Annotated in this window: 7 protein-coding genes and 2 pseudogenes; 5 read left to right on the forward strand and 4 right to left on the reverse strand. The window is 62.6% G+C overall.

The genetic code is table 11. The features are described 5' to 3' along the window. Positions 1-423 precede the first annotated feature (423 nt). The 3 genes and pseudogenes from CKO23_RS21910 to CKO23_RS26995 all read left to right on the forward strand — a co-directional run. Positions 424-1,422, forward strand: a complete 999-nt coding sequence (locus CKO23_RS21910) for a hypothetical protein (RefSeq protein WP_200335097.1) — start codon at positions 424-426, stop codon at positions 1,420-1,422. A 210-nt stretch (positions 1,423-1,632) separates the two neighbouring features. Beyond that, complete coding sequence (gene creD / locus CKO23_RS21915) at positions 1,633-3,030, forward strand: cell envelope integrity protein CreD (RefSeq protein ID WP_200335099.1); 1,398 nt, start codon at positions 1,633-1,635, stop codon at positions 3,028-3,030. Positions 3,031-3,411: 381 nt separating this feature from the next. Continuing rightward, positions 3,412-3,622, forward strand: a pseudogene (locus CKO23_RS26995) (IS1634 family transposase); the annotation flags it as partial. Positions 3,623-3,633: 11 nt separating this feature from the next. On the opposite strand, the gene CKO23_RS21920 reads toward CKO23_RS26995, so the two are convergent. Next, entirely contained in the window at positions 3,634-4,290 is a 657-nt protein-coding gene (locus CKO23_RS21920) for a tetratricopeptide repeat protein (RefSeq protein ID WP_242482643.1), read from the reverse strand. 365 nt (positions 4,291-4,655) lie between these two features. On the opposite strand from CKO23_RS21920, the gene CKO23_RS21925 reads away from it, so the two are divergent. Both CKO23_RS21925 and CKO23_RS21930 read left to right on the forward strand, forming a co-directional pair. Beyond that, a complete protein-coding gene (locus CKO23_RS21925; RefSeq protein WP_200335103.1) occupies positions 4,656-6,482 on the forward strand; it encodes an asparagine synthetase B family protein in 1,827 nt (608 codons plus the stop codon). 210 nt (positions 6,483-6,692) lie between these two features. Continuing rightward, entirely contained in the window at positions 6,693-11,348 is a 4,656-nt protein-coding gene (locus CKO23_RS21930; RefSeq protein ID WP_200335105.1) for a hypothetical protein, read from the forward strand. Here the strand turns inward: CKO23_RS21930 and wecB are convergent. The 3 genes and pseudogenes from wecB to CKO23_RS27000 form a co-directional block, all read right to left on the reverse strand. Beyond that, entirely contained in the window at positions 11,317-12,435 is a 1,119-nt protein-coding gene (gene wecB, locus CKO23_RS21935) for a non-hydrolyzing UDP-N-acetylglucosamine 2-epimerase (protein ID WP_200335107.1), read from the reverse strand. The genes CKO23_RS21930 and wecB overlap by 32 nt on opposite strands. 71 nt (positions 12,436-12,506) lie before the next feature. Further along, the gene (locus tag CKO23_RS21940) at positions 12,507-13,739 is read right to left on the reverse strand and encodes a pyridoxal-dependent decarboxylase, exosortase A system-associated (RefSeq protein ID WP_200335109.1); all 1,233 of its coding nucleotides are present in this window, start codon (positions 13,737-13,739) and stop codon (positions 12,507-12,509) included. Between the two features lie 359 nt (positions 13,740-14,098). After that, positions 14,099-14,222, reverse strand: a pseudogene (locus CKO23_RS27000) (IS1595 family transposase); the annotation flags it as partial.

The raw sequence follows: 14,222 nt of genomic DNA on the forward strand, positions 1-14,222 counted from the left end.
CGCTTGTCCGGTTCTGAGAGGGGCCGGGTCGCAACTTGGACCACGGGCGAGATCATGTGGCACCGCCAGGAAACTAGGCGGCAAACAGAGAACACAAACGTCGCCCTACCGTCCGGGGAGTGCCCGGCCTACTCAAAACCCCTTGCTTCTTTCGATGATCCATCGCCTGCGCCGGGCCGACGAGCGATGTGAGAAAGAAACACTACCCCAGGACATCCCGACGAGCCATGCTGCGCCTGTGGAAAGAGACCTCCGTCGGCTCGACCATAGGCGAGGAGGCGGTTCGCGAATCGCCTCGCAATACTCAGTCTGCTGCCCGCGACCGTTCTAGAATGGCTGTACCGGCGGCCGACGCGGCAGGATGCACGGCCGCCCGGTCATGCGCTGGGCATCTGAACATCTCAGTCATACTTGGTCGTAACCATGACGCTCTTCCAATCCTTCCTCGGCGGCGGGGACGCTCTTCGCGGGCGTTACCCCAAATCGCTCATCCAGTCGGCTATCGAACGCGCCGTGGATGGTACCGATTCTCGGCTGCGGCTGCTGACGGGCTACCGAAAACGTCTGCTGAAGCCTGTCGTCGAGGCGCTCGATCATGCGGCCGCGCTGGTGGACGATCTCCCGGCGCCGCTGGCGGCCGGGCGCCGCGAGTACCTCGACGAGCACCGGCTTGGTGCGGTGTTCGCCTCGGCCGACTCCATGCTCGAAGATCTGGGGCGCGACAGGGCGCTGCGCAACTTCTTGGTGGGTCCTGGGCGCCTCGCCGAGCGCGTCACGGCCCTGTTGTTAACGGAGCGCGTCGAGAAACACGTCCTCGGCCGTGAGCTGGTGAATGGGCAGGTGCGTCGCGACGTCTCCCAGGTCATGGTCAACTTCGGCGGCCATCGGCTCGTGGATCCGGCCGAGGCCGAGGCGGACACGCGTCGCGCGCTGAAGTGCTGGATTTTCGATCAACTGCTGGCGCTGGGGTTGGCTCGCATCACTGAGGCGCAAGTCGAGCGCGTCGATCTCACGCGGCAGCGCGATCTGTTCACACGCAAGCTGGCCGAGCTGGAGCGCGGGGGGTGGGGCTTCGAAGCGCCCTATGCGGATCTCAGCGCGGTGCGGGCCGAGCTGGAGCGCATCAAGCACCAGCTGCATACCCTGGGGACGGAGGACCGCGTGCTGCGGGTCTACCTGGAGATGGTCGCGGAGGTTCTCCAGGACGCCAGGCGTCAGCTTTGGAGTCGTGACATCAGTCTCTATCTGGATGCCATGAACATCCAGCGGGAGCCGCGAGACCCCTCGGCCCGGCGGATCATCCTGCGTGAATTGCACAATGCCCAAGGCCGGCGCCTCATCCTGCTGATGCTGTCGCTGGCGCCCGCCGATCTGCCCCCGCCCGAGGATTTCCTCACCGCCGCGCAGCGCTATCTGTCCTGAGGCCGCGAGCGGTCTGATCCCGCGCGGGCATGACACTGGGCAGCGTCCTGGTGCAATGCGTTTGCAGCACACACGCCTGCCCACCAGTCCCCCTGACAGCGCTTGCGGCTGAAACTTCACGGGACTTCACATGACTTCACCCCGGCTCGACCCGGGCTTCAATCCTCCTGAGCACACTGTCCCCGGGTTTCAACCGATCAGGAGACAGAGATGCAGAAGACCCTATTGATCAAGTCGGCCGTGACGGCCGGTCTGGCGCTGGTGCTGGCGGTGCCGCTCGGCATGGTCGACCAGCTGGTGGGTGAACGGGCGGCGCGGCAGCGGGCCGTGGTGAATGAGATCGCGTCCAGCTCGGCCGGGGCGCAGACGCTCACGGGGCCGGTGCTGGTCTTGCCCTACACCGAGGAATACACCGAGAGCTATTGGGCGGACGAGCCGGTCGAGGGCGGGACCAAGCGCGTGCGCCGCACGCGCCAGTGCAAGGTCGAAGGCAAGACGCTCATCATGCCGCGGGCGGTGGAGATGGACTTTCACGGCGGCACGGCACTCAAGCGCCGCGGGCTCTTCAAGGCGCTGGTCTACGAGCTGGACGGGGCGATTCAGGGCGAGTTCGCGATCCCGGCGGAGCCCGAGGTCGAGCGGCACCGCGAGGGATCCCACCTCACCTGGGGGCAACCCTATCTCAGCGTGGGTCTGAGCGACACGCGCGGCATCGCGCGTGCACCGCTGCTGCAATGGGGGGACGCCGAGCAGGGGTTCGAGCAGGGGGCCGGACTCGGGCAGACGTTGTCGAACGGTCTCCATGCCAAGCTGCCGGCCTTGATCCAGACGCAGACCTCGGCGGGAACGCCCGACGCGCCGCGCATCGTCCCCTTCACCCTCAAGCTCGGCTTCCGGGGAACCGAGTCGGTGAGCTTCGTACCCTTGGCCCAGAGCACGCGGGTCGCACTGTCGTCGACCTGGCCGCATCCGAGCTTTCAGGGGCGTTTCCTGCCCAACACGGACAGCCAGCGCCAGGATGCGGACGGCTTCAGCGCCGTCTGGGAGGTCTCCGGACTCGCGACGACGGCGCCCGCGGCGCTGCGCGCGGATGTCGCGGCCGGTCGGGCCTGCTCGTCCGGCTGCGCGGAGTGGCTCGGCGTGCGCTTCATCGAACCGGTGAATGTCTACTCCATGGCCGACCGCGCCCTGAAGTACGGCATCCTCTTCATCGCGCTCAGCTTCGCGGCCTTCTTCCTCTTCGAGCTGGTGAAATCGCTGCGCATTCACCCGGCGCAGTATCTGCTCGTCGGGCTCGCCCTGGCGCTCTTCTTCCTGCTCCTGCTCAGTCTCTCCGAGCACATCGCCTTTGGCCAAGCCTATGCCGTCGCGACCGCGGCCTGTGTCGGTCTGCAGGGTTTCTATCTCAGCACGGTGTTGGGGAGCGCCCGGCGCGGCATCGGATTCGCCGCCCTGCTGGGCGCGCTCTTTGCGGCGCTCTACGGGCTGCTGGTGTCCGAGGATGTCGCCTTGCTGATGGGCTCCTTGCTGCTCTTCGGGCTGCTGGCGCTGACCATGGTGCTGACCCGTCATCTGGACTGGTATGCCATTGAGGTCAAGCGCGGTTGAAGCGAGCGCTGGCCGTGCGTGCTCTGCGACATCTCCCAGGGAGTTCAGGCGAGTAGGGTCGGCGCCATCGCGGCTACCCTGAAACAGCAAACATCTCGTGGCACCCCATCTGCGGTGCCACGCGCGCGAACTCTGAAGCGGCGCGGGCAGGCGGGGTTCTGGGTCTGCGGATAGCGTTTGCCGACATTCCGCACCCCTTCACCCTGCCGAAAGATTTCCCCCAATTTCCCTATAATCGCCTTTTCCGCGAACACCGAGGGGAAGAACGCATGGCCGTCCACAGCGAAACCGGCTCAATGGCCAGCCCGCGCCACTACAGCAGCAAAGCGCTCAACCACCTGGGGCTAGTTGCCGGGATGTGCGACGAGCTGGGCCTCGGCTCAACGCGATGTCGGACTGGAGGTTGTGATTGCCGATCGCGCTCTAGACGTGCGAGACGCTCCAGGAGATGAACGGCTATCAGTGGATTTCGCGCGTCCCCGAAACCCTGACGCTCGCCCGCGCGCTGATCCATGCGGTGACTGCGGACTTGATGCATGAGCCCACGCAAGAAGCCTGCTGCACGCTCGGCACGGTCTATGGCGAGGTGCGCGGAGTCAATGCTCAAAACCCAATCGGGAGTATCTGGGACTGCGCGGCGAGACGGGGAAGCTTGGCATCGAGGCTGCGCGAGCGTTCCTGCGCCGCTTCGAGCTCAGCCGGAGATAGCATTCCGTGTATCTTGTTGCGCTCGCTCTCGGCGCCGAGAGCGCCGCGGCCAGAGGCTAGATTCAGCCACATATAGGCCTGGGCAAAGTCCTGCTTCACCCCGTGTCCACGCGCGAACATCATTCCCAGCCGCGCCATCGCTGGTGCATCCCCCTGTTCGGCGGCGCGCAGGTACCAATCGTGGGCGAGTCCGTAGTCCTGGATCAGTCCGCGTCCCTTCTCGTAGAGCGCCCCCAGCACACGCTGGGCCGGGATGTAGTTCTGATCGGCGGCCTTGCGGATCCAGGTAACGGCATCGAGCATCGCAAAGGGCTCGCTACGCTCCCAAGAGCGCTGCACAATGGCCATGCCGATACGGTATTGGGCCTCTGCGTCGCCGCGTTCCGCCGCGCGATGTAAGTCTGGATTATCCTTCAGGGATTCATCGTGGATCGTATGGCCAGGCGTCTGGTCGCTGGCGACCTGAAGTGGCTCGTCCTGGATGAATTCGGCCGGCTTGGTACCCGCAAGCTCGTTAACGTAGACCCAGAGCGCGGCACTCGTGATCATCATTAGCGTCACGAGACCCATGATCCATTTCTGGACCAGGAAGCTATCCCGGAGGTGAGTGCGGCGACCGCATTCACAGCAGCGAAACAATCTGAAGAATGGGGGATAAGATCCAGAGCGCGACTGGGAGATTGGCTGGTTGGAGCGGCGCAGGTTTAAGCTACCGCAATGCGGGCATCTTTCCATTGTTTCTGTGGAGAACGTCTGGCCTTGGAGGGACGATGCCCGCTCTGAAGTGCGAAGTTCTGCAAAGTTAAGCCAAACGAAGCAGAAATAGCAATAATGTTGGGTTTTATTGATGTGTTCGATTGTGCCGGACTTTAGGGGGTGGCGATCGGATACGGCGGTCATGAGTCGAGGATTTAACGATGCGTGATTTTTGCGGTTGGCTTGACTCCAGGTCAAAGCCCCAGGGCGTGTTGCGCGCAACCGTCGCCGCCCTGATGGCCGGGCGCGGATACACACTGGATGATCCGAGTGTCCGCGTGATGGACGGGGCCGTGATGGCCGTGATGGGGCCCATGTGCGTCATGGCCGAAAAGGAAGGCGTGCTCGCGCTCATGAGCGGCCGACCAGTGTTCAGCGAGCCGCCACCTTCCGGAGAGGATGCCGCGATGACGCTTCTGCGTCTCTGGCGCGCCCATGGCCCAGAGCTGACGCAGCGAGTGCATGGAAGCTTCGCGTTTGCAATCCTCGATGCGCCGCGACAGGACGCCTTTCTGGCGGTCGATCGGATTGGCATCCAGACCATGGCCTTCGCGCGCTCCAGCGAGGGGTTGATTTTCTCCAACCGGGCCGATCTGGTCGCGGATCATCCGGATCTCGCGGCTGATCTGGATCCACAGGGGATCTTCGACTATCTCTATTTCAGCATGGTGCCCGCGCCTGGAACCATCTTTCGCAGTGTGGAGAAACTGCTTCCTGCGCAATGGGTGCGTTACAGGGCAGGGAACATCGAGCGTGGATTCTATTGGCATCTGGCCTATCGCGACGAGCCCCGTCGGGATTTCGAGGAACAGGCTGACCACTTCAGACGCCTGCTGCGAGAGGGCGTCGAGCGGGCACGTGGGACGGATGAGGTGGCAGCCTTTCTATCAGGCGGGATCGACAGTTCAACCGTGGCAGGACTGCTGACAGGCGTCCAGGGCCAACCTGCCCGCACCTATTCGATCGGTTTCGAAGCCGAGGGCTTCGACGAAATGGAATACGCACGGATCGTGGCGCGTCATTTCGGTTTGGATGCGTGCGAATACTACCTGACGCCTAAAGACGTTCTCGACGCCATCCCGCGCATCGCCCATCAATACGACGAGCCCTTCGCCAACGAATCGGCCGTCTCGGCCTATTTCTGCGCCAAGCTGGCCGCTGATGACGGCTATCGGGTCATGCTGGGTGGCGACGGTGGCGACGAGATCCTCGGCGGCAACGAGCGCTACGCCAAGCAGAAGGTCTTCGAGTTCTATAGCCGAATTCCTGGCTGGATCAGGAGCGGGCTCATCGAGCCGGCCATCGCCTACCCCTGGATGGATCGGCTGATGCCGGGTCGTAAGCTCAAGAGCTATGTCCATCAGGCTAACACCCCGTTGCCCGATCGAATGGAGGCCTACAACTTTTTCCATCGTCAGCCGCTCAATGAGATGTTTACACCCGAGTTCCTGGCGCAGGTCGATCCCGAGCGGCCAATCGTCCTGCTGCGCGATCCTTACGAGCGCGCCGACAGCCAGCACTTCATCAACCGCATGCTGCATCTGGATCTCAAGTTCACCCTGGCCGACAATGATCTGCGCAAGGTCTCAGCCATGGCCGAGGTCGCCGGTGTCGAAGTCCGCTATCCGCTGCTCGACGATGCGCTGGTCGAGTTCTCGGGGCAGGTGCCGCCGGACTGGAAGGTGAAGGGGCAGTATCTGCGCTGGTTTGTTAAGCGGTCGCTGAACGACTATCTGCCCGAAGCCATCATCAAGAAGTCCAAGCACGGCTTTGGGCTTCCGTTCGGGATCTGGCTGCGCGACGATCAAGCACTTGCCGAGCGGGTGCGGGACCGGCTGACCGATCTCGGTCGTCGCGGCTGGCTGCGACCGGACTATATCGCCCGTATTCAGACCGAACACCAGACCTTGCATGCGACCTATTTCGGCAAGATGCTATGGGTCATGCTGATGCTTGAGGAGTGGGTAGCGACACGGGACTTGGGGTGATTCAGCCGAGAACGCGAGATTCATCGCATGGTGCAAACTGATTCAGCTCGGCCAATAAACCGCTCGACACCAATCTGGCGCAGGTCAACGACGCTCTCTGCTTCAGGTGCCGGCCGAGGTTTGTTGGGCAGCGTTGGCCGAGTTATTGGTCTTCTGCCGCTCAGCCTCGCGATCTGGATTCTATACGATCTTCCATTCGCACGATGGCCATTGCTGTTAGGCTCGGCCGTCTATCTCGGTCTATTGCTCTGGCGACCGGCGCTCTGGCTAATTCTGCTGCCGCTGCTGTTGCCGGTGCTGGATCTGCGTCCCTGGACGGGGCGGATCTATCTCGATGAGTTCGATGCTCTCGTGCTTGTCACGCTCGCGGCCTATCTGTTGCGCGACCGCTATGTGCCTTCGTTCGGGGCGATGCGGCCGCTGTCGAGGGTGCTGCTCGTCCTCTTCGTCGGACTCGTGTGGCTGTCGCTGTTCCGCACGCTCTATCCCTGGCCAGAGGTCGATGCCAATAGCTTTGCCAGCTATTACAGCCCCTTCAACGCTTTGCGGGTCTCTAAGGGGTTGTTCTGGGCCTTGCTGCTCTATCCGGCCTGGGTGGTCGAGGAACGACTCGATGCGGCGCGCGCGCGACGCTTTTTGTTCCTTGGGATGTCGCTCGCCGCCCTGGCCGTGTTTGCCGTCGTACTGTGGGAGCGTGGCATCTATTCGACGCTCCTGTTCTGGAGCAACATCTATACCCCCATCCGCGCGCTGCTCGATTTCTCGACCTCTTACCGAGTCACGGCCCTGTTCGCGGACATGCACACCGGCGGCACCGCCATCGATGGCTGGCTGCTGTTGACCCTGCCGTTCGTTGCGACGGCCTTTTTGAGCGCGCGTGGACTCTTGGGGGCGAGTCTGCCTGGACTCGCGCTGCTCGGCCTGCTCTATACGTCTTTCGTGACGTTTTCACGCGGCGTCTATCTCGGCGTCTTCGTCGCCATGGCCGTTGCATTCCTGGCGCTGGCGTTTCAGCGACGCGCGACGATCCGAGCGCGCGACATCCCGCTCGTTGCATTGATTGCGCTGACGATGGTTGGCCTAGCCTATATCGCCTTTCGCAGCGGTGGTTCCGTAGCCTTGGCCTATACCCTGACGGCCTTCCTGAGCGGCGCGCTCATGGTGATGATCCCAGGTCCGGCCATGTGGAGTCGCTGGCGTCCGGCGGCGCTGGCGACCCTGGCAGCGGCGTTGACCCTGCTCTGTACCTGGACGATCCTCGATCGGAACTATGGATTTCTGCCCTTGCCGGCTGTGTGGCAGGCCATGCTCTGTATTCCACCCGCCACGCTCATCGGCGTCTGGATCGGGCGTCGCCTGGCGGGACGGCTGGCACTCCAGCAGTCGGGGATGATCCTGGCCGTCTTTGCGGGCGTTCTGTTCCTGCTGACGCTCAGTCTGTTCGGCTATCGCATGGATACGCGCCTGGCCACGGGTTCGCAGGATTTGCAACATCGCCTCGAACACTGGCGGACCGCAGTCTCGATCATGGATCGCGATCTGGTCACCCGGCTCCTGGGGCAGGGTGTTGGACGTTTTCCCCAGACCTATTACCTGATGCACCAGGATCCCGCCAGCATCGCCGGATTCAGGATCGAGGACGCTGGCGCACGTCGTTCGCTCAGGCTGTTCGGCGGACCTAATATTCGGATCGGCCAGCGTTTGTCGCTGGAGCCCAAGCAGCCTTACTGGTTGTCACTGTCTTTCAAGACGGATGATCAATCCAAACCGATCCAACTGGAGTTGCGGATCTGTCATCGGCACCTGGTTCCGGCGAACGAATGGAATCCAACCTGTGCGACCTTAAACCAAAGGCTTCAGCCGAATGGCTCGGACTGGACGCGCATCGAGCAGACCTTCGACTCGAAGGAGCTAGGGTCGTTCAAAGACGCTCAGGAGGGTTGGCTGACGCTCGAGATCGCCAACCGTTCGGCGGGCCGCTGGATCGACATCGACACCATCTCGATCCAGGATGCGAGCGGACACGAGCGCGTCGACAATGGTGATTTCGCACGGGGCTTCGACCGCTGGTTCCTGTACTCGGACTTCGACCATCTGCCCTGGCACATCAAGAACCTGTGGCTCCATGTCTATTTCGAGCTCGGACTCGTCGGACTCGTCCTGTTTGGCCTGATTGCTCTGGCGGCGCTGACGAGAACGGCCCGCTCGGCCGCCAACATGGACCCATTCGCCCTGGCGCTGCTCGTCGCCTTGGCGGGCTTCTATGCGGTCGGTGTCTTTGGAACCATCATCGATTCACCGCGCGTCGGTGTTCTCTTCTGGCTGACCACCTTGCTGGCCTTGGGTCACACGTCCATTGCACGGCCCGCCTTGCGTCCGGTTCCGGTCGCTCAATCCGCAGTGGCTCGACCCGGATTTGCCAATCGCAGACGCAAACTGATGCTCATGACCTTGATCATGGCGCTCGGCGCGGGCCTTGCGTTCCTGGCGCTTGCTCAAACGATGCGTTTCTACGACGTCGATGCGCGACAGTTGGTGACCAAGGTTTTAAAGCGTTACGAAATCGAGCTTCCGTGGCTCGAACCCTGGCTGCGTCCGCCGCCGCGTTTTTCCGCTGTCGCTCTGGATGGACGCCAGCGCCCCACGCATCCGCGCATTCTGTTGCCCGAACTCGCCGACTGGAACGGTCGTGGTTTGGCGCCAGCGATCAGGGCGCGTCAGGAAGGCTACGCCGCCGTTGGCCTCGATCCGAGACGTTATCCGCCTTGCGGTGGTTCAGGAGTACTGCGGCTCGCGGTCTGCTGGATCCTCACGGGTGACGAGCAGGCCGGACGGCGGGGACTCGAGGCACTGAGCACCTTTGAGCCGAGTCCGCCAGGTGACTACGGGGACTATGGCAATGGCTGGGAGTTGGCCTGGGCCTATGACTGGCTCGCGCTCCATCCCGATCTGCCTGAGACGACACGCCGCCGGGTTCAAACCCAGTTGACCGCGCTCCTACCCAGCTATCTGGAGCAGCTCGATGGTCGTGGTCCATCGCTGTGGCATGGTCGTGCGACTCTGGCGGCGACGGCTTGGTTGATCGCCGTCGCGCTCGATGCCGAGAGTCCGGAACAGGAGACATTGATCCGCCGTGCTCAGGTCCATTTCCGCGAAGCCATGGCCGCGCTCAGGCTCTCGGAGGGCTGGCCCGAAGGCTACAACTATTGGATCAATTCGCGCGCCTTCCTATTGACCCTGGCCGCCAGCGCCTATCTCAACGGGTTCGAGGATACGCAGGCCGCGCCCGAGATGCGCCAGGCGCTCGAGCGTGTTGGGTTGTGGACGCTCTACATGACGCGCCCGGATGGGCGCGTCGAGCTGACGGGCGACGAAGGCCCCAGGGTCGACCTCAAGGACGAGACGCGCCGGGTCATCGATCTCATCGTCCAGCTCACGCGCAGTCGTGTGCTATCGAGCTATTCGCGCTGGCTGGAAGCTAGGCATGGAGCCGAAAGTTACTACCGCGGCTATCGCTGGGGCTTCCAACTCTTCAACGACCCGACGGTGTTACCGCTGGCATCTGTTACATCAGGTACGCTGAATGGCTTGAAGGCCGTGCTTCCGAGTGCGGACTGGTTTGGGCCGAAGGCGTTCAACCAGATCGTGGCGCGTAGCGGCTGGGGAGCGGACGACACAATGTTGACCCTGCGCGCGGGACATAGTCTCACGCATCACGGTCACTACGACGCCGGTCATTTCACGCTCTTCAAAGGTGCGCCACTGGCGATCAGCAATGCCACCTACCGGGGCGATATCGCCGCGCCCAATCGGCTCTACTACGGTATCCGCACGGTCTCGCGCAATTCTCTATTGGTGCTGCGTCCGAATGAGCGCATCCATCCATCGCCGCTCCTCGAACGCAACGTCATCGACGGGGGACAGCGGATCGTCATGCCGACCGGAAGTTCGATTCAGGGTGTCGCGGATTGGCTGGCCCAGATCGGCCAGGGGCGGCACTACGAAGGGGGTGTGATCCGTACCTATCAGCTCATCGACGACCGTTTGTTGTATGTCGAGGCAGATCTCACTGGGGCCTATGATAACAGCGACTACGACACCCAAGACCGGGGTGGCAAGGTGGAGCAGGTCACGCGGGTGCTGCTTTATCTAATCAATGAGGATCGAGTCTTTGTGTTCGACACTGTCGAGTCAACCGATCCCAGCTATACCAAAAAGTGGCTGCTGCACCTGCCGCAACGGCCGGATATCCCAAATCTGCACGTCAAGTTAGGGAGCGAGAACGCGGGCATCCTGGAAAGTCCGTCTGAACGCCTGTCGATGGTCAATGGGCGCGGTAAGCTGGATCTGGTGCGATTGGCACCTGAGGAGGCGGTGACTCGACTCGTAGGCGGGAAGGGGTATGAGTACTATGTCGAGGTTGATGGTGATGAGCAGGTACTCGATGGCCTCAATTTTGGCCAGGATTCTCTTAAGGCCCGTTGGTTCGACAACGGACTCTGGCGGATCGAGATCCAGCCCACACAGCCGAATCGGCTGGATCGATTCCTGATCGCCCTGACCCCGAGTCTGCGCGGAGCGAATCCGAAGCCTGTCGAGCCCTTACGCTTGAACAGTGGCGAGGCGCTTGCGGCCTATACGGACAAAAGTCTGCTGCTCTTCGACATCGGTCATTTCAGAGAGCCGGTCCAACTGGACATTCCGGGCCAGCAGACGCGGTTACTGGTTACCGGTGTATCTATCGGTGATCAGTTCGAGGTCGACCTTGGCGACCGTCAGGAAACCGTGTCGGTCACACAGAGCGGACTCATCGAACTCAGCCTTGACGCTCAGGCTAAACAGATTTCGATTCGGCAGCGTCCGTGAACAAGCGCTCCAAAATCGCCGCGATGCGCGGGCCGGTTTGACCGTCCCACTTCTCCGGAATCGCGCCCTGTTTCCATTCACCGGCAAAGAGCCGATCCAACGCCGGTCCAAGTTTGGCTGGGTCGGTGCCGATCAGCTCATTGGTGCCGATGGTCACGGTCTCCGGGCGTTCTGTCGAATCGCGCAGGGTTAGGCAGGGGACGCCCATGACGGTCGTCTCCTCGGTGATGCCGCCGGAATCCGTGATCACCGCCTTAGCTGAGCGCACCAGATAATTGAATTCGAGATAGGGTTGAGGATCGACCAGCCGGACGTTCGGTGGCACCTCGCCTAGTTCGCGCAGGGTCTTGGCGGTGCGTGGGTGCACCGGAAAAACCACAGGCAAGCCGCGTGTCCCGGTGCTGATCGCCGCTAGCAGACGCGCGAAGCCGTCGCCGTGGTCGACATTCGCTGGACGGTGCAGCGTCAGCACGAAGTACTCGCCGGCTTGCAAGCCCAGTTCCTCCCAAAAGGGCGGCTGACGCAGTCGCGGCAGATTGACCAGCAAGCTGTCGATCATGGTGTTGCCGACGAAAAAAATCCGCGACTCGTCCACGCCAGCCCGGCGCAGATTGGCGTTGGCCACCTCGCTGGTGGTGAAGAACCAGTTGGTGATCGCATCCGTCACCATCCGATTGATCTCCTCAGGCATGGTCCAGTCACCCGAGCGGATCCCGGCCTCGACATGGGCGACCGGGATGCAGAGCTTCTGCGCGGCGATGGCGCAGGCCATGGTCGAGGTCACGTCGCCCACCACCAGGCACAGTCGGCTCGGCGCCTCCAGCAGCAGGCGTTCGTAGCGGGTCATGATCGCGGCGGTCTGTTCCGCCTGGCTGCCCGACCCCACCTCCAGATTGACATCGGGTTCCGGGATGCCGAGTTGCGTGAAGAAGTCACCCGACATCCGGGCGTCATAGTGCTGACCGGTGTGCACCAGACGATAGCGAAGCATGCTGCCGGCGGCCTGACGTGCCTCGAGCGCGCGGATGATGGGCGCAATCTTCATGAAATTCGGCCGCGCACCGGCGATGATGTCGATCAAGGGCATGGGCGTTTTTTCCTGCTCCAACCGAGAAACAGAGAATCTGAAATTTGGCGGATGCGTGGTCGAAATCGATCTCAGACAAGCACCTCGACCGGGGGCGGATGTCCCAAGAAGGCTGTCGGACTTGCCGTCAAGCCGTAAGCCCCTGACTGCATGACGGCAATCAGATCGCCTTCGCGGGCGTGACCGAGCGGCATTTTATCGGCCAGCAGGTCGAGTGGGGTGCAGAGCGGGCCGACCACGGACGCCGTTTCGGGTTCGTCGCCCGACTCGACCCGATTGGCGACCAGCACCGGATAATTCTTGCGGATGACCTGCCCGAAGTTTCCCGAGGCGGCCAGATGATGGTGCAATCCGCCATCGGTGACCAGAAACACCTGACCGCGCGAGAGCTTGCGCTCGACGACCCGGCAGACATACACCCCGGCCTCGCCGACGATGAAGCGCCCGAGTTCGATGATCAACTCCGTATCTGGCAGCGCGCGCCGGGCCGACGGCAGGAGTTCGGACAGACGCGCGCCCACGGCAGCGAGATCCAGTGGTTGCTCGCCGGGGAAGTAGGGGATGCCGAAGCCACCGCCGAGATTGAGTGCACGCACCGGGGCGGGCGCCTCCAAGGCCAGGCGCATGGCAAGTTCGAGCGTTTTCTCCTGAGCCTCGGAGATGGCCTCGGCGCGCAGATTCTGTGAACCGGAGAAGATATGGAATCCGATGAATTCGAGATCCATGGTCTTCATCCTGCCCAGCACGGCGGGCACCTGCTCGGCATCGATCCCGAACTGTTTAGGACCGCCGCTCATCTTCATCCCGGAGGATTTCAACTCGAAATCCGGATTGACGCGCACCGCGACCTTGGGCTGGATGCCCAGTGCCTCGCCGGCCTGAACCGCCGCCAGCAACTCGCGTTCGGATTCCAGATTGATCACGATACCGGCGGCAATGGCCTGGCGTAGCTCGGCGGGTGTCTTGGCCGGCCCCGCGAAGCTGATCTGATGGGGCGGCATGGGCGTGTCGAGCACGGTCTTCAATTCGCCGCCGGAGGCGACATCGAACCCATCGACCAGACCCGCGAGATGCTGCACCACAGCCGGCATCGGGTTGGCCTTGATCGCGTAATGCAGATGGATCTCGTCCGGCAGGGCTTGGCGTAGCTGGGTGATGCGCGCGCTGATCAGGGCGCGGTCATAGGCATAGAAGGGCGTGCGTCCGACGCGCTCGGCCAGGCGAGTGATGGGGAGGCCGCCGATGACGAGCTGGTTGTCACTGACCGGATAACTCAGCGGGGTGGTGTGGCGGATTGAACTCATGTGATGCAGTTCCTGCCTGCCGGCTCAGGGCTAATAATCGGGATCCAATAAAGCGTGGCAGCACCGGATCGCCAGTTGATAGCCATCAAGCCGCCAGACCGATCGGCTTGATCTGCTCAAGCGTGTCTCCGAGTGCGTCCTTCGCGCATTCTAGTTCATAGCATTGTTGCAGGTTCATCCAGAGCTCGACGGAGGTGCCAAAGACACGCGCCAGACGCAGCGCCGTTTCCGCCGACTGGGCTCTCCACTTAACCGGAGTTCCTCCACGGACGGTTTGCGGGAGGGAGGTCGAGGCTTGGCGGGTGGCCATTTGCCCTCGGCGGGGTGGGGAGTACTGTTCGGGGTCGCTGGGTCAGTGCGAGTTCCTTGTAGCGCACAGGCTCGTTCGCAATCGCGAGTTCGAGTACCCGGTAGAACACCATCCCACGGCTGCGGGACCGCCGGCGGTTGAAGCGGAACACGAACTCGTTCAGGTAGCTGGCA

Origin of the sequence: Thiocystis violacea, assembly GCF_016583565.1 — a bacterium.
Taxonomy (GTDB): Bacteria; Pseudomonadota; Gammaproteobacteria; order Chromatiales; family Chromatiaceae; genus Thiorhodococcus; species Thiorhodococcus violaceus_A.